Annotated in this window: 15 protein-coding genes, 1 tRNA gene and 1 pseudogene; 8 read left to right on the top strand and 9 right to left on the bottom strand. The window is 58.6% G+C overall.

The window, feature by feature from the left end; all coding sequences use genetic code 11:
- Nucleotide 1: 1 nt before the first annotated feature.
- The 5 genes from ACR0NO_RS17170 to ACR0NO_RS17190 all read right to left on the bottom strand — a co-directional run bounded on the left by ACR0NO_RS17170 (nt 2) and on the right by ACR0NO_RS17190 (nt 6,801).
- A complete protein-coding gene (locus ACR0NO_RS17170; protein WP_480724837.1) occupies nt 2-1,339 on the bottom strand; it encodes a DUF6638 family protein in 1,338 nt (445 codons plus the stop codon).
- Nucleotides 1,336-2,370, bottom strand: coding sequence for a hypothetical protein (locus tag ACR0NO_RS17175; protein ID WP_480724838.1), 1,035 nt, complete (start codon nt 2,368-2,370; stop codon nt 1,336-1,338). The genes ACR0NO_RS17170 and ACR0NO_RS17175 overlap by 4 nt, the downstream gene beginning before the upstream one ends.
- Nucleotides 2,363-4,297 carry an AAA family ATPase gene (locus ACR0NO_RS17180; protein WP_480724839.1) on the bottom strand — a complete coding sequence of 645 codons (1,935 nt, stop codon included), beginning with the start codon at nt 4,295-4,297 and terminating at the stop codon, nt 2,363-2,365. Before ACR0NO_RS17180 ends, ACR0NO_RS17175 begins: the two co-directional genes overlap by 8 nt.
- A gap of 54 nt (nt 4,298-4,351) precedes the next feature.
- Nucleotides 4,352-5,470: a hypothetical protein gene (locus tag ACR0NO_RS17185; RefSeq protein ID WP_480724840.1), complete on the bottom strand. Its 1,119-nt coding sequence runs from the start codon at nt 5,468-5,470 to the stop codon at nt 4,352-4,354.
- Between the two features lie 251 nt (nt 5,471-5,721).
- Nucleotides 5,722-6,801: a hypothetical protein gene (locus ACR0NO_RS17190; protein ID WP_480724841.1), complete on the bottom strand. Its 1,080-nt coding sequence runs from the start codon at nt 6,799-6,801 to the stop codon at nt 5,722-5,724.
- A gap of 260 nt (nt 6,802-7,061) precedes the next feature.
- Between ACR0NO_RS17190 and ACR0NO_RS17195 the strand changes: the two genes are divergently transcribed.
- Nucleotides 7,062-8,537, top strand: coding sequence for an NAD-dependent succinate-semialdehyde dehydrogenase (locus tag ACR0NO_RS17195; protein ID WP_480724842.1), 1,476 nt, complete (start codon nt 7,062-7,064; stop codon nt 8,535-8,537).
- Between the two features lie 194 nt (nt 8,538-8,731).
- Here the strand turns inward: ACR0NO_RS17195 and ACR0NO_RS17200 are convergent.
- Nucleotides 8,732-8,807: transfer RNA gene (locus ACR0NO_RS17200), tRNA-Thr, on the bottom strand.
- A 165-nt stretch (nt 8,808-8,972) separates the two neighbouring features.
- On the opposite strand from ACR0NO_RS17200, the gene ACR0NO_RS17205 reads away from it, so the two are divergent.
- Genes ACR0NO_RS17205 through arsB form a run of 4 tightly spaced genes read left to right on the top strand, consistent with a single transcriptional unit; the run spans nt 8,973 to nt 13,078 of the window.
- Nucleotides 8,973-9,800, top strand: a complete 828-nt coding sequence (locus ACR0NO_RS17205) for an arsenate reductase/protein-tyrosine-phosphatase family protein (protein ID WP_480724843.1) — start codon at nt 8,973-8,975, stop codon at nt 9,798-9,800.
- 1 nt (nt 9,801) lies between these two features.
- Nucleotides 9,802-10,800 carry an ArsJ-associated glyceraldehyde-3-phosphate dehydrogenase gene (locus ACR0NO_RS17210; protein WP_480724844.1) on the top strand — a complete coding sequence of 333 codons (999 nt, stop codon included), beginning with the start codon at nt 9,802-9,804 and terminating at the stop codon, nt 10,798-10,800.
- The gene (arsJ, locus tag ACR0NO_RS17215) at nt 10,797-12,062 is read left to right on the top strand and encodes an organoarsenical effux MFS transporter ArsJ (RefSeq protein WP_480724845.1); all 1,266 of its coding nucleotides are present in this window, start codon (nt 10,797-10,799) and stop codon (nt 12,060-12,062) included. Before ACR0NO_RS17210 ends, arsJ begins: the two co-directional genes overlap by 4 nt.
- Nucleotides 12,059-13,078: an ACR3 family arsenite efflux transporter gene (gene arsB / locus ACR0NO_RS17220; RefSeq protein ID WP_480724846.1), complete on the top strand. Its 1,020-nt coding sequence runs from the start codon at nt 12,059-12,061 to the stop codon at nt 13,076-13,078. The genes arsJ and arsB overlap by 4 nt, the downstream gene beginning before the upstream one ends.
- An 8-nt stretch (nt 13,079-13,086) precedes the next feature.
- Here arsB and ACR0NO_RS17225 read toward each other — a convergent pair whose 3' ends face one another.
- Complete coding sequence (locus tag ACR0NO_RS17225) at nt 13,087-14,493, bottom strand: bifunctional enoyl-CoA hydratase/phosphate acetyltransferase (protein ID WP_480724847.1); 1,407 nt, start codon at nt 14,491-14,493, stop codon at nt 13,087-13,089.
- Nucleotides 14,494-14,603: 110 nt separating this feature from the next.
- Nucleotides 14,604-15,632 (bottom strand): AraC family transcriptional regulator, encoded by a 1,029-nt coding sequence (locus ACR0NO_RS17230; protein WP_480724848.1) that lies wholly within the window; start codon nt 15,630-15,632, stop codon nt 14,604-14,606.
- Nucleotides 15,633-15,746: 114 nt separating this feature from the next.
- Here ACR0NO_RS17230 and ACR0NO_RS17235 point away from each other — a divergent pair, with 114 nt between their 5' ends.
- Genes ACR0NO_RS17235 through ACR0NO_RS17245 form a run of 3 tightly spaced genes read left to right on the top strand, consistent with a single transcriptional unit; the run spans nt 15,747 to nt 19,972 of the window.
- On the top strand, nt 15,747-17,510 hold the full coding sequence (locus ACR0NO_RS17235; protein ID WP_480724849.1) for an acyl-CoA dehydrogenase family protein: 1,764 nt from the start codon (nt 15,747-15,749) through the stop codon (nt 17,508-17,510).
- Nucleotides 17,511-17,532: 22 nt separating this feature from the next.
- A complete protein-coding gene (dmdD, locus tag ACR0NO_RS17240) occupies nt 17,533-18,342 on the top strand; it encodes a methylthioacryloyl-CoA hydratase (protein ID WP_170462976.1) in 810 nt (269 codons plus the stop codon).
- A 16-nt stretch (nt 18,343-18,358) separates the two neighbouring features.
- Nucleotides 18,359-19,972, top strand: coding sequence for an AMP-binding protein (locus ACR0NO_RS17245; protein ID WP_480724850.1), 1,614 nt, complete (start codon nt 18,359-18,361; stop codon nt 19,970-19,972).
- A 62-nt stretch (nt 19,973-20,034) separates the two neighbouring features.
- Here the strand turns inward: ACR0NO_RS17245 and ACR0NO_RS17250 are convergent.
- Nucleotides 20,035-20,134, bottom strand: a pseudogene (locus ACR0NO_RS17250) (IS5/IS1182 family transposase); the annotation flags it as partial.

Consider the following 20,134-nt stretch of genomic DNA (forward strand, 5'->3'; position numbering starts at 1 on the left):
ATCAACTCCTCCCGACGGCGCCCCAAGGTCCGACCCGCGCGATGATTGTATCGCTGACACGATCTTCTCCGCTCATGTCCGGTTCATGACCGAACAGAGCCGCACGGGCACCGGATTTATCCACTTGATACTCGCGGGCCAGAAACTCGGCAACATAGGCCTTTTTGGCCTCGGGCCATGTGGCATAGGTTTTGTAGAACAGCTCTTTGTGGCAGATGAACATCTGGCGAGGATCGAGCGGAGCCAGTTCGGACAGCAACATATTCACCAAATCGCGGTACGGCGTATCCGCAGCGCGAAGTGTGTAAAAATACGCCGGATGGTCCGAGGTGATGCGCGGCCAAGGCCCGCCATCCGTCGCCCAGCGCAACAATTGGGCGAGACCGTGATATGCCTCGGGCAGGCGATCTGAGTGGTTTCGCGCCAACCGCCTCATATCGCGGCGATCCAAGCCGGTAAGATCAACATCAGCATCTGCGGCGGCGGCAACGGTCAGAAAATCCATCTTTTGCTTAAGGATCGCCGCCGCATCCACGCCGCGCGCCTTCACGATGGGTTCGACCAGATCGTTATAGTCGAGGAATTTGGCAATCTGGTTCCTTTGGGACGGGTCAAACGTGTATTTGATTTTCAGATCGTCGGGCTTTTCGCCCATGCAGATCGCCGCCGGGTGATCCACATCCGGGAACAGGTACAGCCCGCCGAAATGCGCCGTCCAGAAGTTGCGCTGCTCAAACGCCGTGTGGCGGAGGTGGACCGGGTTGCGGGTGACGTCTCCGGTTTCTTTCGCCGTTTCGATCATCCGGGCGATCAGCACGTCATCGAACCACGCATCCTCGGCGGTTTTGAACTGTTGGACCATGCCCGCCAGCTGCTCGGCCTTGCGCAGGGTGCCGCCTGCTGTATCGGCCTCAATCTCGATTTTGCGCAGGTTCAGCAGATCATCGGGCGTGGTGAGTTTGAAGACCGAGTTCACCATCTCTCCGGCCACCGCGTCGGTGGCGGTCAGGGCGAACAATTGCGCCTCGTTCAACTCGATAAACTCACGCAGAATATCGCGCGAGGTCGAGAATTTGACGTTCAGCAAAGGCGCGCGTTTCTGCTCGGTCGTCAGCAGGATGAACTGCCGGTTAACCCCATTGGGGTTGAGGTAGAGCGGGTCGTCCAGCTCAATCCCCACCTCCGGCGAATAGCCCGAGATATCCACGTGGAAATCCGTCAGAGCCGTGGTCTTCCCCGCCAGATGCTGCAACGCGCGGTTATACCGCTCGACCAAGGCCGGGCTGGAGATGTGGACGAGGTTGCCGAACATCAGGCCTTTTTCGATGAGGCGGATCATTTTCGCCTCCTATGTGACGGAGCATAATCTCGCCGCAACAGGAGAGACATTGCTGAAGGCGGGCGGTTGCCTGACCCCGAGATCTTTGCCGCGATCTCTTTTCCATCCATCCTAAACTCTGCAAGCCGGTCCTGAACTCGCCCTATTGCACCGATGTTTAGGTTAACCCTAAGGATCGTTCCGGGAAACGATGTAGAGAAGTTCGCCTTGGTCTTTGGAGTCATGCAAATAGCAGTGTTGCCGCTGCAAATTACGAAGTTGCCGCCGTTTCTTGCCAATCGGTTAGTCATGTAAAGACCATACCCAGAATTGAACCAATTATCCGACCTTCTTGGTTCGTGGGTTCTACCCGAGACGCTGGGAAGTAAAGAACACTCGAGTGCTTGTTTATCTGAATTAAATCTAAAGTTTGGGTTCCGTCCCAGCCCCCTTCTTACTCCAATTCCAAAATCACATGCCGCGAACTCTACTTTGTTGCTCGTAGGCCAATACTGGGCGCAGTAGTAAATCTTATCTGTCTCACCATGCTCAAAGCTATTCCGAAATACTTCTCGCAAAGAGTATCCAAGTACATCGAATAGATCACGATTCTCATTTTGGTCGTGAGCCAAAACGAGGGCAATCCGATCCACCGAACGCTGCAGCAAGTCTTGCATTTCTTCATATTCGTCAGTCGGCTTTTCAACCAACTCTTGTTCCCGTAGTTCAGTAATCGGAAGATATCGAGAATTTCCCGGGGCCTGCCCCATCGAATTCCCATGATCGAATCCGCACATGCTAAAGAAGCCCATGTGCGATAGATATGAGTGGTTATTCCAGTTATCGAACACGACCCTCAGGTTCTCGCAACGATCTTTCAGGTGTTTAATCTTCGCACCCAAAATCAACATCGTGAATGGTGAGCAAAACGCTTTGTCGGGCATTTCGATAACTAAGCGATCATGGCCGCTGTAGTAGTCCAACTCTTTGGCAAATCCGAAGATTGAACCTAAGTCTGTTTTTTCGGGAAAGCTAATTCTTGCGTTAGGCATCCTTCCCCTCCAGATACCGCCGCTTGGCCTCTTCCATCCGGCCCATCTCGCGGACGGCGTTTTCTATGGCGACCTCGTCGCTCTTGTCGGCATAGCGGAACTCGCTGTCGGCGTAGCGGTTGATCTCCTGCATCACCATTTCCACAGTGATCGGCTGGCGCAGGTCCTCGATCATGGCCTTCTTGGTGTCGTAGTCGCGGAACAGGAACAGGTCGGGGTTCTCCATCCATTCATCGGGCAGTTCGAAATCCATCGCGCGGACCTTGACCGCGTCGGTGATGTTCTTGATCGCGCGCCCGGTGAAGCGCTCATCCGCCTGTTGGATCGCTTTGAGGTAAGTCCCCAGTTTGGCGATCGTGTCCATCTGGCCAATCTCGCAGGAGACCCGGTCATAGACCTGCATCAGGGCGTCCTCATGCGGGCGGGCATGGCTTTCGAAACTGGCGGCAACGGCCTTTTTGATCTCCTGCGCGGCATAGGCTTCGTGCTCGCCCAACGGGATGTCGTGGTTGCGGCCCATCAGCAGGTGCAGGATGTCGATATAGTCCTCACGCGTTTGCGGCCCGTCCACCAGAAACCGTGCTCCGGCACGCTGACGCAGGGCGTCGTCCACGTTCTCGGGATAGTTCGAGAACATGCCAAAGGTGCAGTTGCCGCGGACAACGGTGTTGGCGCCGGCAAAGCTTTCCATCAGCACGGCGGTGATTTCCAGCTGCCCGGCCGAGGACTGCCGGTCGCCGCGTTTGCCCGCAAGCTGGTCGATATCGTCGATCGTGCCGAAACCGATGACAGAGGGGTCGATGATCGTGTTGATAAACGCCTTGGCGTTCTGGCCGGATTTACCCTGATAGCTGTCGATATTGTCGGTGCTGAGGTTCTGATAGCGGAACGGATAGCCTGCGTTCTGGCAATAGTCGTTGATCAGCCCTGCCATCATCTGGATCAGAGTGGTCTTGCCCGTACCCGGCTTGCCGTCGCCCATGAAGGTAAAGATAAACCCGCCGAGTTCCGCGAACGGGTTCAGGCGACGGTCGAAGTCATAGGCCATCAGCATCTTGGCCAGCTTCATCGCCTGATACTTGGCGATATGATTGCCCACCACCTCGTTCGGTTTCTTGAACGTCATGGTCAGGGTGGTGGACTTGGCCTTGGATGCTGGCTCAAACCCCCGGATCGTCAGATCATCAGCTTCAACATGCCAGGCCGCGTTCTGGAACGGGGCCAGATGGCCCGCCGATTGGGCGCGCAGGGCAGCCTTGTCCATCAGTTGCTCGGCATAGGCGCTGGTCGCTGCGATCAGATGCGCATCGTCGGGGGCATGTTTGGCGAGGGTCTGGTCCAGCTCCCACAGCGCGCCGTGCAGGGCGAGCTGGCCATTGTCGGTCAGAACCTCTTCGATTTCACCGAGGTCAACGGTCGTTTCGCCCAGATGGGACGACATCAGATAAGCCAGCGCGTTGCCCAGCACATGGGAGGTGATCAGTGCCTCAGCCGTCAGCAACTCCGAAAACTCGGTCTTGCGCGCAACAGGCAAATCCCCCGTCAGATTGGCCCGCTTCAAATCGCCCAACGGCGTCTGTTCAGCATATGCCTCGGCCACGGCCAGAGCGATAGCAATCGCGCGCCGAATGGCCTGCTGCGCCGTGGCCTGAGGGGGCGAAACGAGCGTATCACCATCATCCGAGGCCTCGATCCGCTCAACCAGATGCACTCCATCGGCTCGCACTGTCCGCCGCGTCACCAATCCCGGCGTAGTGGAACGAAACCGCCGCCCCGTCGACACGCCCGAGGACCGCTCAACTGCGACATCAACGGGTTTCGCAATCCGCGGCGCGTGTTCGAACCCGTTCAGCAAAGCGGTCGCTGCCGGATAATGCTTGCGAATATCCGCCTCGCGCAATTCCATCTGATCTGACGTCAAACTCATCTCAAAAACCGCCCTTGCTTCATCTTTTCAAAAATACTCTCGCCGAAGGCGAAATTAATACCGCAACACCTGCCCCGTCTTGCTGACCACGAATTTGCGCACATCGGCAAAGCCAGGAGGGTTGCGTTCGGCCAGAACCTGAAACGGACGCTGAGGCAGAATGATCGAGCGCTGCGTCCGCGTCGCTCCAGTCTCGGCCCCTTGCCCTCCAAACGGGTCCAGCGCAAACACCTCACGCTCGACGGAAGAGAACCACCCGGCGCGTTCCTCGATCACCTCTTCGCTTTCCAGCTCCTCAGTCGTCCAGGCCAGCGCCCAGTCCTGCCCCTGAGGCGCCTGCGCGTCCTCTAGCACTTGCCGCAAGGGGCCGGTTTGTTCCGTGAAGGCCGAGGAATACATCGGCCCCACGTGAATGCGGCGTAGGTGTTTGGGATGCAGGTCGTCGAAATCCTGATCGAACCCTTTGGCGATGGTCACCAGTTTCAGCCCGCCTAAGGATTGCGCCATCAGATGCGCCTGCACCTCGGGCCAGCGGCGTTGATCCTTGGGCAGCGCCGTCTTGCCGCTATCCTCCAACTGCATCAGGTAGATGACCGGCAGATTGATCTGGCTGTCATAGACCGCCCAATGGATCATGAACTTGCGCCGCTCACCCTCATTCCCGATCCAGTGGCATTCGGGATCGTTGCGCGCCCAGAATAGCTCTCCTTTCAGCAATTCCTCGTAATAGAGCCTTTGGGACAGCGCAAATTGCAGCTTGGTCGGGATTTCCTGATCGCCGATGATTGTTCGCACCATTTCGGTTTTCAGATCATCTTCCGAGGGCATATTCGCCAGATGCACCTGAGCCTGCTGCGCGTCATTGGCCATGGTTAGCAGCTCGGCCGCCACTGGAAACCCGCTGTCGCGTTTGTCCATGGCGAGGCTGCCAAAGAACCGCCCCGTGTCGCGCCCGACCAGCAGGTATTTCATGCTGAGCGCCCGGAAGGTGTAGAGCAGCCCCGAAAGGTAGCGCGACACGATCCGCACCTCTTGCTTGCTGATCGCGCCCTCAGCCTCCATCGTCGCGGCCACGCGTAGGAGGTGGACAGTGATCACCTCGAATTTGCGGAAATATCGGCGCGAGGCGAAGGTGTCGGTCAGGCCGACATGGTCTTGGGTTGGGTTATTCATTTAGTTTATCGACCAATAGAAGGAATACCTCGAATGCCAACCAAAGCGCGCCCCAGACTGCGAACACGGCTGAAACTCCAAATGATCCTAGCGCGAAGACCAATGGCACGAAGAACATCATCAATCTCAGATCGGGACCAAGGTATGCTGGAATCAATTGGGTCATGTACCCGAACAGGATGAGAATCGCCCCAAAGAGCGCAACGCCCACTGCTGAACTTAGCATCTTTAGCGGCGAACGGATTGAGTCCTCACCCCCCATACAAATTCTTGTCATGCTTCTCGACAATCGAGGCGAACCGGCGAGCAAAGCGCTCATCCGCCTTTGCCTTTTTCTCCAACACGTCGCGGGCAAAGACCATGTGGTCCTCATGCGCCTCAAGCATGTCGGCCATTTTCTGGTTGGTGGCGGAGCCGATGGCGGCCATCGCTGTCTGTGCCTCTTGGTCGGTCTGCACACCGATCTCGTTGATGCGGTGGGCCACGTCCTGCTGCTGCGCGGTCTTCAGCGATTTGGTCAGGGCGTCATACAGCACCACGCGCTGTTGCGTGTCTGTCTGCAGCTTGTTGATCAGCACCATCTGCGTCGCCGCTTGGTTCTGCAGTGAATCGACCCAGGTCTTGCCCTTTTCGATGTACCGCTCCAGCGTCTGTGACTTGGCCAGCTTGACCTGTTCTTCCTGAACCTTGGCGTTGTATTGCTTGTTCAACTCAGCCAGCTCGGTTTCCAACTGGGTCCGCGCGGCGGCATCCTGTTCGACGCTGATCTTGTTCTCCAAAGTGATGATCGTCGGGTCCATGCCCTGAATCTCGGCCCGCAGCGCCTCGAGCTCTGCAACAGTCGCCTCACGGTCATCCAGCGTGACGGTCAGGTTGTCCTCGACCTTGACGCGCTGTTCTTCCAGCACGGACAGTTGCCCCTCCAGCAGTTTGACGATCACGTCGGATTTGGCGATCAGGTCCTGCAGCTTGTCGTCGATATTGGCCGTGCGCATCCGTTCCTGCCGCATCGACTCGGATTTGCCTTTCGAGAAGATGCCGACAAAAGATTCCCACCCAGTTTTCGAGCGCATCTCATCGAAATCCTTGGAAAACGCACTGGTGACATCGTCCAGCCCCATAATCAGCTCGGCGATGTTGGCGTTCATTACCTCGGTATGGGCATGCACATCCTCAAGCGTGGCGTTTTCGATGTCGATATCCGCCTCGGCCGTACCGATTTTGGCGCGTGCGGCCTCGATACGTGAGGTCAGGCTTTCGATCTGCGATTGCGACTCACGCACCTTGGACTGAGTCTCTTTGATCAATGCCTCAAATTGCTGGTTCGACATCTACGCTATCCCTTTTTCTTTATATTTCTATATAGATAGGAAATGTAACACTCATTTACATCCCCTATCGCTCGGAAATCTCGAAAACTGTCGCAAACTCCCAAGAGAAATGAAAGCCATATGGGCACCGACAGGGTGCCAAAGTCGCTTCGCGGTGGGAAAGGGCAAACTGGGTTCATCGCCGCGCAACAATGGACATAGACAAAGTGCATGACACCTGCTTGGGTGCGCGCAACGCAAATATTGCCGGAGGCTGACCCATGCTGGACGCAACGACCGATCTGAAATCCCTGCTGAAGAATCCCGACCTTCTGGTGACCAAAGCCTATATCGGCGGCCAATGGGTGGATGGCGATAACGGCACGTTCGCAGTGACCAACCCCGCACGCGGGGACGTGATTGCAGAAGTTGCCAATGTCAGCCGCGCGCAAGTCGCAGGCGCCATCGCGCAGGCCGAAGCTGCGCAGAAGGAATGGGCCAAGCTGACCGGTAAGGAACGCGCCGCCATCCTGCGCCGCTGGTTCGACCTGATGATGGAAAACGCCGAGGATCTGGGCAAGATCCTGACCGCCGAGCAAGGCAAGCCGCTGGCCGAGGCTGTTGGCGAAATCGGCTATGGCGCCTCCTTCATCGAGTTTTTCGGGGAAGAGGCCAAACGGGTCTATGGCGAGACCATTCCCGGCCATCAGCGCGACAAGCGGATCATGGTGATGAAACAGCCGATCGGCGTTGCTGCTTCGATCACGCCGTGGAACTTCCCCAACGCGATGATCACCCGCAAGGCTGGCCCGGCGCTCGCCGCAGGCTGCGCCTTTGTAGCGCGCCCGGCGACAGAGACCCCTCTGTCAGCCCTGGTTCTGGCGCTGCTGGCAGAGCAAGCGGGCGTGCCCGCGGGTGTTTTCAACGTCGTGCCGTCGACTCAGGCCAGCGAGACAGGCAAGGAGTTCTGCGAGAACCCGGGCGTGCGCAAGCTGACCTTTACCGGCTCGACCGAGGTGGGGCGCATCCTGCTACGCCAGGCGGCCGATCAGGTCATGAAATGCTCGATGGAGCTGGGCGGCAACGCGCCCTTCATCGTGTTCGACGATGCCGACCTGGATGCGGCCGTCGAAGGTGCGATGCTGTGCAAGTTCCGCAATAACGGCCAGACCTGTGTCTGCGCCAACCGCATTTACGTGCAGGCGGGCGTCTACGATGCCTTTGCCGCCAAGCTGAAAGCTGCGGTTGAGGCGCTAACAGTCGGCGACGGACTGAGCGCTGGCACAACCACCGGCCCCTTGATCAACGACGACGCAGTGGCCAAAGTCGAAGAGCATATCAAGGATGTCACCGACAAAGGCGGCGCGGTTTTGACCGGCGGTCTGCCTCATGATCTGGGTGGCACTTTCTTCCAACCCACGATCGTGACCGGCGTGACTCAGGACATGATGGTCGCGCAGGACGAGACCTTTGGCCCACTAGCACCCTTGTTCAAGTTCGAGGACGAAGATGACGTCATCGCCATGGCCAATGACACGATCTTCGGTCTGGCTTCGTATTTCTATGCCAAGGATCTGAGCCGTGTATACAAGGTGGCTGAGGCACTGGAGTACGGGATCGTCGGCGTGAACACCGGCATCATCTCGACCGAGCTGGGCCCGTTCGGCGGCGTCAAGCAATCCGGCCTAGGCCGTGAAGGCAGCCACCACGGCATGGAAGACTATATGGAAATGAAATACGTCTGCCTGTCGGTCTGAACAGGAAGACTGCCCCCTCTCATCGCGTTGAGGGGGCAGTTTATACGATAGGGCACGACGCATCTGACATTTCACCATTCCCCAAAACAGAACGAAGATGCGCGTAGGTGGGCGGATCGTAAGGCATGCGCGCGTCTCAACACTTCGCGCGTCTCGGGTATTCCCTGTAGCAGGGATGAATGTTGAGACATAGGTGGTGCCGCTGAAGGGACTCGAACCCCCGACCCCATCATTACGAATGACGTGCTCTACCAGCTGAGCTACAGCGGCACCGTTGGTCTTCCGAAACTGAATTCGGAAAGATGCGAAGGCTTCTTTAATTCGTCAGGTCTGCGCCTGCAAGCCCGGATCAGCGCGCTGAGGCTTCATGAAAGTTCTGTGACAAAACAGGTTTCCCGGTTGACCACCAATATATATTTCCATAATTCATGAAATATGATAGAAGAGATTACCGATCAGCTAGCCATTCTGGGCCATCCGCAACGCATCACTGTCTTTCGCATGTTAATGCGACGGTTTCCTGACACCGTGCCCGCGGGTGAGCTGGCCTCGGAGCTGGATATCAAACCCAGCACCATGTCGAATTACCTGAGTGCGCTGCAAAGGTCCGGGCTGGTGACTCAGGAACGCTCAGGCACTTCCCTGCTTTATTCCGTCAATATGACTAAAGTGCAGGGAATGCTGGATTTTCTGGTTGTCGATTGCTGCCGGGGTCGTCCCGATATCTGCATGCCTTTCACACAAGGAAATGAAGACATGACTGACCGCAAGTTCAACGTCCTGTTTCTATGCGTGGGCAATTCCGCCCGCTCGATCTTTGCCGAAACCCTGCTGCGCGAGTTGGGGGATGACAGGTTCACTGTCTACTCAGCCGGAACGCAGCCCGCGTCACAGTTGAACCCCTTTGCCGTGCAAGTGCTGCAGGACAAGGGTCACGATACCTCGGTCCTGCGCTCCAAGCATATGTCGGAATTTGCAACCGAAGGCGCGCCGGAAATGGATTTTGTCTTTACCGTCTGCAATCAAGCCGCGAACGAAGAGTGCCCAGCTTGGGAAGGCCAACCGATCAGCGGCCATTGGGGCATGGAAGACCCGGTGAAAGCCACCGGAACCGATGCCGAGAAAAGCCTTGCCTTTCAAAACGCCTATGGCGCGCTGAAACGCCGGATCGAAGCGTTCACCTCCTTGCCGGTCGAAAGCCTTGACCGGATCGCCCTACAATCTGCTGTCGATGACATCGGCAGAACCTCTGTCGGAGACTGAAATGACCACATATGCTGTGAATGGCCTGGGCCGGATAGGAAAACTGGCCCTGAAACCGCTGTTAGAGAAAGGCGCCAAGATCGCTTGGATCAACGACGCGGTCGGTGACGCCGAGATGCATGCGCATCTGTTGGAATTCGACACGGTTCATGGCCGTTGGGACGCCACTTTCGAGCATGATGACGAAAGCGTCACCATCAACGGCACCCGCCTGCCCTTCATCGGCACCAAGGATCTGAGCGCTCTGCCGCTGGACGGCGTCGATGTGGTGATTGACTGCACCGGTGTCTTCAAGACCGAGGCAAAACTGGCCCCCTATTTCGATGCGGGCGTAAAAAAAGTTGTCGTCTCGGCCCCGGTTAAGGACGGCCCGACCGCCAATATCGTGATGGGCGTGAATGATGACATCTACGATCCCGCGGCCCATCAGATCGTGACCGCAGCCTCCTGCACGACGAACTGTCTGGCCCCGGTGGTGAAGGTCATCCACGAGAATCTGGGCATCCGCCACGGCTCTATGACCACGATTCATGACGTGACCAACACGCAGACCATCGTGGATCGTCCCGCCAAGGATCTGCGCCGGGCGCGCTCGGCCCTGAACTCACTGATCCCGACCACAACCGGCTCGGCCACGGCGATCACGCTGATCTACCCCGAACTCAAGGGGCGTCTGAACGGCCATGCGGTGCGGGTGCCGCTGTTGAACGCCTCACTGACCGACTGCGTGTTCGAGGTTGAGCGTGAAACCACCGTCGAAGAGGTCAATGCCTTCTTCAAAGCCGCCGCCGAAGGTGAGTTGAACGGCATTCTGGGCTATGAGACCCGCCCGCTGGTGTCGACCGACTACACCAATGACGAACGCTCTTCGATCGTCGATGCGCCGTCGACCATGGTTGTGAACGGGACACAGGTGAAAATCTATGCCTGGTATGACAACGAGATGGGCTATGCCCACCGTCTGGTCGATGTTGCGCTGATGATTGGGGCCTCGCTGTGACCGATCGGCCCGAGGGGCTGTCGGCCTATATCGCGGTCACGGCGGCCTATTGGGCCTTTATGCTGACCGACGGAGCCTTGCGGATGCTAGTGCTATTGCACTTTCACACGCTTGGCTTCTCGCCGGTGCAACTGGCCTATCTGTTTGTCCTCTATGAAATCGCTGGGATGGTGACGAACCTTGCAGCGGGCTGGATCGCAGCGCGGTTTGGCTTGACCTCGACGCTCTATGCCGGGCTTGGGTTGCAGATGGTGGCGCTGCTAGCGTTGACGCAACTAGACCCTAATTGGGCGATTGGCGCATCTGTGGCCTTCGTCATGATCGTGCAAGGCGCAAGCGGAGTGGCCAAGGATCTGGCCAAGATGTCCTCAAAATCCGCAGTGAAATTGCTGGCCCCGACCGAGGGCGGCGGGCTGTTTCGCTGGGTAGCGGTGCTGACCGGATCCAAGAACGCGGTCAAAGGGCTGGGCTTCCTTCTTGGTGCAGCCATGCTGGCAACGCTGGGCTTTCAGGCGGCAATCATTGTGATGGCAGTCGTTCTGGCGGTGATCCTGTTCGCTGTCATCCGCTTCATGCCCCCCGGCCTGCCCAAAGGGCGCAAGGGCGCAAAGTTCTCTGAGGTCTTCTCAAAGTCCGCCAACGTCAATTGGCTGTCCGCCGCGCGGGTCTTCCTGTTCGGTGCCCGCGACGTGTGGTTCGTGGTCGGCATCCCGATCTATTTCTACGCCGTCCTCTCGGATGGTACGGAAGAGGGCAACCGCGCCGCCTTTTTCATGATCGGCACCTTCATGGCGTTCTGGATCATCCTCTACGGCGTTATTCAGGCCAACGCGCCCAAGATCCTAAGGGCCTCAGACCGGTCCGAAGGCGATTTGATCCGCGCTGCACGCAGCTGGGCGGCAATGCTGTTCTGCGTTCCTGCGGCTCTAACACTGGCGGTTTTACTGTCTTCCGGGCCTGAAACATGGCTGACAATCGCGTTGGTTTTGGGCCTGCTGGTGTTTGGAGCAATCTTCGCCGTCAACTCATCCCTGCATTCCTATCTGATCCTCGCCTTCACAAAGTCCGAGCGGGTCACGATGGATGTCGGCTTTTACTACATGGCCAACGCGACAGGACGCCTTTTGGGCACCGTCCTGTCCGGCTTTACCTATCAGGTCGGCGGGCTGCCCCTTGTGCTGGGCACAGCGGCTGTCATGGTGGCCCTTGCGGCGCTCACTTCGGGCAAGCTGACCGACCAAAGAACTGAGGCATATTCATGAGCATCTTCGAGCGCTATCTGACCATCTGGGTCGCCCTCGCCATGGTCGGCGGCGTGCTGATCGGACTGGCCGCGCCTGGTTTGGTCGGCCTGATCGCAAGGGCCGAGGTGGCCAGCGTCAATCTGGTCGTGGCCCTGCTGATCTGGGCCATGGTCTATCCAATGATGGTCGGCGTCGATTTCAAAGCGGTCGCGGGCGTGGCCCGGCAACCCAAAGGCCTGATCGTGACGCTGGCGGTCAACTGGTTGATCAAACCCTTCACCATGGCCCTGCTGGCGGTGTTGTTCTTCGACTATGTCTTCGCGCCGTGGATTCAGCCAGAGGACGCAGCGCAATACACCGCGGGTCTGATCCTGTTGGGGGCCGCACCCTGCACCGCGATGGTGTTTGTCTGGTCACAACTGACCAAGGGTGACGCGACCTATACTTTGGTGCAGGTCTCAGTAAATGACCTGATCATGGTGGTGGCTTTTGCACCCATTGTGGCCTTCTTGCTGGGGGTCACCGATATCTCGGTCCCATGGCAAACGCTTGTTCTGGCAACTGTCCTCTATGTGGTTTTGCCGCTGATTGCTGGTTTGATCACCCGCAAGCGGCTGGGCTCGCAGGAGGCCATCGACGCCTTCTCCGCCCGTGTCAAACCGTGGTCGATCATGGGTCTGATCGCAACGGTGGTGATCCTTTTCGGCCTTCAGGGAGAGACGATCCTGGCCAAGCCGATGGTCATTATTTTGATCGCCGTGCCGATCCTGATCCAAAGCTATGGCATCTTCGCTCTGGCCTATGGGGCCGCCTATGCCCTGAAGGTTCCGCACCGCATCGCCGCCCCTTGCGCCATGATCGGCACCTCGAACTTTTTCGAGCTGGCCGTTGCCGTCGCAATCAGCTTGTTCGGCCTAAACTCCGGCGCGGCGCTTGCAACGGTGGTGGGTGTGCTGGTTGAAGTACCCGTGATGTTGTCACTGGTTGCCTTCGCCAACCGCACGCGGGCCCGGTTTCCCGAACCCGCGACGTAGTAAACCATTCAGCGCACCGAATGATCATACAGCACCGCAATCGCCGCCGAGGCGATGCGAGTGCGGCGATCATCAGCGCGGCTGGTCAGCATGATCGGAACCTGCGCGCCCAAAACAATCCCTGCGGCCTCGGCTCCGGCCAGATACATGAGCTGCTTGGCGATCATGTTGCCAGCCTCGAGGTCCGGCGCGACCAGTATATCGGCCTGCCCCGCCACATCGGACTTGATGCCCTTGGTCGTGACAGCCCGCATCGACACGGCGTTGTCAAAGGCCAAAGGGCCATCGAGCATACCGCCCGTGATCTGCCCGCGATCCGCCATTTTGCACAGGGCACCAGCCTCGACCGTGGATTGCAGCCGGGGTGTGATGGTTTCGACCGCTGAAAGGATCGCTACTTTTGGTTTCTCGATCCCGATGGCGCGGGCCAGATCGATGGCATTCTGCACCATATCCGCCTTGGTCTGCAGATCGGGCGCTATGTTGATGGCCGCATCGGTGATCAGAAGCGGTTTGGAATAGGTCGGCACATCCATGACATAGACATGGCTCATCCGGCGTTCGCTGCGCAGACCGTTGGCCTTTGAGACAACGGCCGACATGACCTCATCCGTGTGCAACGCGCCCTTCATCAGGGCCTTCACACGACCATCCCGCGCCAGATGCACCGCCCGTTCGGCCGAGGCATGACTGTGCGGCGTATCAATGATCTCGAGCCCGCCGATATCCAACCCGGCCGCATCCGCCGCATGTAGTATCCGGTTGCGTGGACCGACCAAAACAGGCTCTAACAAACCCAAATCGCGGGCCGAGAGCGCCCCTTCCAACGCGCTTTCATCACAGGGATGGACCACGGCTGTGGGCAATGGGTCCATTTTCTGAGCCGCGCTCAGCAATCGGTCATAGGAGGCGCCCCGGTGATGCAAAACCAGATCCGGCATCGCCATTCGGGGCCTTTTGACTTTTTTGTCTGGCGCGATCACAACGGCCTGTCCGGTGATGACAGACTTGCCATCGCCAGTCGTACACAGGCAATCCAGAGTGACGTGCTTATTCTCGGGCTGCTTTTCGGTCACGGTGACGCGCACAGTGACTGTATCGCCGATACCAACGGGTTTGAGGAATTTTAGAGTCTGATCCAGATAAATCGTACCCGGCCCCGGCAATTGCGTGCCCAACACATTGGATATAAGCGCACCGCCCCACATGCCATGCGCGACCACTTTGTGAAAGACGTCCTCCTGCGCGAAGGCCTCATCCACATGGGCCGGGTTCACATCGCCCGAGACCGCTGCAAAGGCGTCGATATCCTGTGCGGTCAGGGTGCGGGACAGCTCGGCGGTATCTCCGACACTTATCTCATCAAAAGGCCGATTTTCGATGAAGCCGATGCCGGTATCCTCATCCGATGACATTCATTCCCCTTTCAATACAAAAGCCAACCCTTGGGCAGACACCCCGAACCACTGCTGTTCAACGACCCATAAAGGCTCAATATGACAGAGACATGCAAGCGCCGCGACGGTCAGACCGCGCGATCCTGTGCGCGATACGAACCCGGGCTGCGGTTGGTCCATTTCCGGAACGCGCGGTGAAAATTCGCCGGGGCAGAGAACCCCGTGTCGAACGCAATCTGCTCGATACTGTCGCCGCTTTGCTGCAGGGCGCGGATCGCAATATCGCGGCGCAGGGCGTCCTTGATGTCCTGAAATGAGGTGCCCTCGTTCTTGAGACGCCGGTTCAGGGTCCGAGGTGTCATCTTCAGCGCAAGGGCCGCATCGGGAAGCTGACTGCTTTTCCAGGACGTCCGATATAGAAACGCACGGACCTGCAGGCTGTTCGTGTGCGCGCGTGAGTTGGTGAAAATCCAGTCGATCGGTGCGCGCTCCAGAAATATAGACGCCTCAGCCGGGCTGCGCGTGATCGGGGGATCAAAGCGGCGCGGATCGAACAGAATGCTGGTCTGCGGGGCATCGAATGTGACCGCGCAAGGGAAGACAACCGCATAGTCCGCCGCAAAACTTGGCCGCGCAAAGGCAAAGTGAACGGCCTTTACAGGCGTTTCCGATCCACTCAGCCATGACAGCAGCCCATGCGCAAGTTTCAGGATCAGCATATGACCAAAGCGCTGGGGTTCCGTGTCCTGCCGATACGGTACCAGCGAAAGTTCAGCCAAATCCGGCCCGGTGCGCAGGTCCAGGTGGAAATCATCCAGCAACAAGTTCCAGAATGTCGAGAAACGATACAGCGCCGAGGTCAGGCTGCTTGCTTCCCGCAGGACAGTCACAAGGTGCTGCAGCGCGCGCGGTCGAATGGGACGGCTCCAGAGGCCCATCATCTCGTCCCCAGTCTCAGGCGCGGCCAGTTGGTACAGGCGGGCGATTTCCTGTAGCGTCACACGCTGCGCAGGCTCTAACGCGCTGGCGTGCAGGCCCGAACGGTCCAGTAGGAACTTCATCTGATCTGCGCTGCAACACACCCTCAGCGCCTCAAGCCAATCCTGGATGAAACCGGCAGAAACAGTTGTAAGTGAGATGGGATCATTGCTGACCATGATCGCCCCCAGTTTGGCAATATCGGATAGTAACTTGGCAATATATGAGCTTTTCGGCAAGCTGCACGGCAGATAAATGACGTGAAACCACAATTGCCATTGGGGGAATCTGGCATGTCCTATCAGCCACCCGTACAGGATCTGATGTTCTGTATCGAACACCTGTCCCATTGGGAAACAGTGTCCACTCTGGACGCATACTCGGACTTCGAACTGACCGATATAGGCGCTGCGTTGGAAGGCTATGCGCGGTTCTGCAGCGAACAGATCGCGCCCCTATCCCATATCGGCGATACGTTGGGCGCACAGTTTGACAATGGCCGCGTGACGATGCCCGAAGGGGATGCGCAGGCCTATGCGCAATTTGTTGAAATGGGCTGGCAGGCCCTCACGCACCCGCCAGAGTTTGGCGGCATGGGACTGCCGCGTACGGTTGGCGCGGCGGCGGTAGAGATGCTGAACGCTGCCGACATGAGCTTTGGTCTGTGCCCACTGCTGACCGACGGCGCGATCGAAGCGCTGCTTCTGACCGGCTCGGACGCGCAGAAAGCCACCTATTTAGAGCCGCTAATCGCTGGGCGCTGGTCGGGGACAATGAACCTGACCGAACCACAGGCGGGCAGCGATCTGGGTCGCGTCTCGACCAAGGCGGTGCGGCGCGATGATGGCAGCTATGGCGTGTCGGGCACCAAAATCTTCATCACATATGGCGCTCATGACCTGACCGAGAACATCATCCATCTGGTTCTGGCCCGCACCCCTGACGCGCCTGCGGGACCGAAAGGGCTGAGCCTGTTCATCGTCCCGCAGAAGATGGTTGCAGAGGATGGCTCGGTTGGGGCGGAGAATTCGGTGAACTGTGTCAGCATCGAACACAAGCTGGGTGTACGCGCCAGCCCGACGGCGGTGCTGGAATACAAAGACGCCACGGGCTTCCTGATCGGTGAGGAAAACCGCGGGCTGGAATATATGTTCATCATGATGAACGCCGCGCGCTTTTCGGTTGGTGTTCAGGGTATCGCGACCTCAGAACGCGCCTATCAGCGCGCCTTGGCTTATGCGCGGGACCGGGTCCAGAGCCGCCCCGTGAATGGTCAGGTCAAGGACGCCGTGGCGATCATCGAACACCCCGACGTGCGCCGCATGTTGATGCGGATGCGCAGCCTCACCGAAGGCGGGCGCGCCATGGCGGCGGCCACAGCCGGGCTTCTGGACATTGCACATCATCAGGATGATCCGGACATGGCCGCCCTGGCCGAGTTTATGGTTCCGCTGGTCAAGGGCTTCTGCTCGGAACGCGCGGTCGAGGTCGCCTCTCTGGGCGTTCAAATCCACGGCGGTATGGGCTTCATCGAAGAAACCGGAGCCGCGCAGCACTATCGCGACGCCCGCATTCTGCCGATTTACGAGGGCACCACCGCCATTCAGGCCAACGACCTTCTGGGCCGCAAAGTCATGCGCGACGGGGGCGAGACCGCCCGCCGGTTCGCCGCGCGCATTGCGGCAACCGAAGCCGAACTGGCAGATGGCGATGCCACCGCGCAAACCATCGGCGCAAGCCTTGCACAGGCACGCGGCGCGTTTGAAGCCGCGCTGGAATGGCTGTTGGAAAACAGCCGCAAGGACATCGACGCGGCTTTTGCGGGCTCAGTCCCGTTCCTGATGCTGGCAGGTACGCTTGCAGCGGGTTGGAAACTGGCAAAAGGTGTCACCCCGGCGCAAGCGGCGTTGAACAACGGGCAGAACACGCAGTTCATGACCCAGAAGATCGCCACAGCGCTGTTTTTTGCCCAGCACATCCTGCCTGAATGCAGTGCTGAACATACCCGTATCCTGCACGGCGCGCGCAGCTTGCTTGACGCGGCCTTCCCCGAATAACGCCTTAAAAAGGATCCGCAAAATGAATGATGTCGTGAACCCCGCCACCTATGAAAACCTCGCGATTTCCGAGCGTGACAACGGCCTCTATGTCGTGACCCTGAACCGCCCGACCAAGCGCAATGCATTGGACGTAGCCACGATCGAAGAACTGATCCGCTTTTTCAGCGGCGCGCGTATGGCTGGCGTACGGGCTGTTGTGCTGACCGGCGAGGGCGATCACTTCTGCGCAGGACTTGATCTGGTTGAACACTGGAAAGCCGACCGCAGCCCCGATGACTTCATGCATGTTTGCCTGCGCTGGCACGAAGCGTTCAACAAGATGGAATATGGTGGTGTTCCGATCATCGCCGCCTTGAAAGGCGCGGTGGTTGGCGGAGGGCTGGAGCTTGCCAGCGCCGCTCATATCCGCGTCATCGACCCCGGCACCTATTTCGCCTTGCCCGAGGGCCAGCGCGGGATTTTCACGGGCGGAGGCGCAACCATCCGCGTCTCAGACATGATCGGCAAATACCGCATGATCGACATGATCCTGACAGGCCGCGTCTATCAGGGGCAAGAGGCCGTCGATCTGGGACTGGCGCAGTACATCACCGAAGACGGTGGCAGCATGGCCAAGGCAATGGAACTGGCAGACCAAATCGCGCAGAACCTGCCTTTGACCAATTTTGCCATCTGTTCGGCGATCAGCCATTTGAACAACATGTCCGGCATGGATGCAGCTTATGCCGAAGCCGTGGTCGGCGGTGTGGTCAACACCCAGCCCGCCGCGCGCGAACGGCTGGAAGCCTTTGCCAACAAAACCGCCGCCCGCGTGCGGCCCAACAGCTAAGACAGGCGGGACCCGGATGCGTCACCATTTCGAAGCTCTTCAGAAGACACGGGCCAACCATGTGCCTTTGTCACCTTTGTCTTTCCTGCGCCGCGCCGAAACCCTGCACGGCGCGCGCACCGCTGTTATCTATGGTGATATCCGACGAAGCTGGGCGGAAACCGTCGCCCGCATTCGCGCGGTGGCCAGTGGGTTGGCCGCGCTTGGCGTGCAGAAGGGCGATACGGTTTCGGTCCTCAGCCCAAACATCCCGGAACTGTTTGAGCTGCATTTTGCACTGCCCCTGACCGGAGGGGTGCTGAATACGCTCAACACCCGGCTCGAGCCCGAAACCATCGCCTATATTCTGGATCATGCGGACACCAAACTGGTGATCGTGGACCGGGAACTGGCGCCGCTTCTGTCCAAAGCCTTTGATCTGTTGGGTCGCACAATACCTGTGGTCGAAATCGCCGATCCTGCCGCCACTGGTCAAAGCCTCGGCGGCCAGACCTATGAGGCGCTTACCACGGCCCCGCCCCTGCCGATCGATCTGCCCGATGATGAGTGGGACGCGATTGCGCTGAACTACACCTCGGGCACCTCGGGCCGCCCCAAGGGCGTCGTCTATCACCACCGTGGCGCTTACCTGATGGCGTTGGGTACGGGCACCGCATGGCAGATGCCGCCCTATCCGGTCTATCTTTCCGTCGTGCCGATGTTCCACTGCAATGGTTGGGGCCATCCCTGGTTGATGGCGATGCTTGGCGGGACGGTTGTCTTTACACGCATCCCCGCCGCAGACCGTATTCTGGACGCGATCCGCACCCGTGGCGTGACCCATTTCGGTGCCGCCCCCATCGTGCTGCAAATGCTGGCTGAGACCGAAAGCGACGCTGCCCCCTTTGATCCCGCAATCCGGGTGCTGACAGCAGGGGCGCCTCCGCCCCCTTCGGTCTTGGAAAAGACCCGCGCGATGGGGTTTGACGTCATGCAGGTCTATGGCCTAACCGAGACTTACGGCCACATCTCGCAATGTCTCTGGCAGGAGAAGTGGGACGATCTCAGCCCGGCAGAACAGGCTGAATTGCAGGCGCAGCAGGGCATCGCCTTCCCGATGGTCGAAGAGGTCACGGTAATCGACCGCGACAGCGGCACGCCGGTACTGCGCGATGGTGCCACACAAGGTGAGATCGCCATCCGGGGCAACACGGTCATGGCCGGGTACTACAAAGACGCCGAGGCGAGCTCAAACGCCTTCGAGGACGGCTGGTTCTGGTCCGGCGACGGAGCTGTGATTCATGAAAACGGCTACATCCAGATCCGCGACCGGCTGAAGGACGTGATCATCTCGGGCGGCGAAAACATCTCATCCGTCGAGGTCGAAGCGGTGCTGTATCGCCATGACGCGGTTCAGTCCGCCGCCGTGGTCGCAATGCCGCATGAGAAATGGGGCGAGGTCCCCTGCGCCTTTATCGAATTGCGCGACGGGGCAGAGGCAACCGCTGAGGACATCATCGCCTTCTGTCGCGATCACTTGGCCGGGTTCAAAGCCCCAAAAGCAGTTGTTTTTGAGACGCTTCCCAAGACCTCAACCGGCAAGATCCAGAAATTCCAACTACGCGACCGCGTCAAAACACTGTCGCTTTGACATAGCTCTGCCCGGGTTTCTCCAACGAAACTCGGGCAAAGCCTCAAACCTAGGTTCAGGCCTCATAGCCAATAGATAACGAGTGCTGCGAGGGCGATTGCTGACAGGAAGACCTTTGGGCACCTGTCGTAGCGGGTTGCCACAGGCCGCCAATCCTTCAAC

The organism is Ruegeria sp. CL3, from assembly GCF_056536505.1.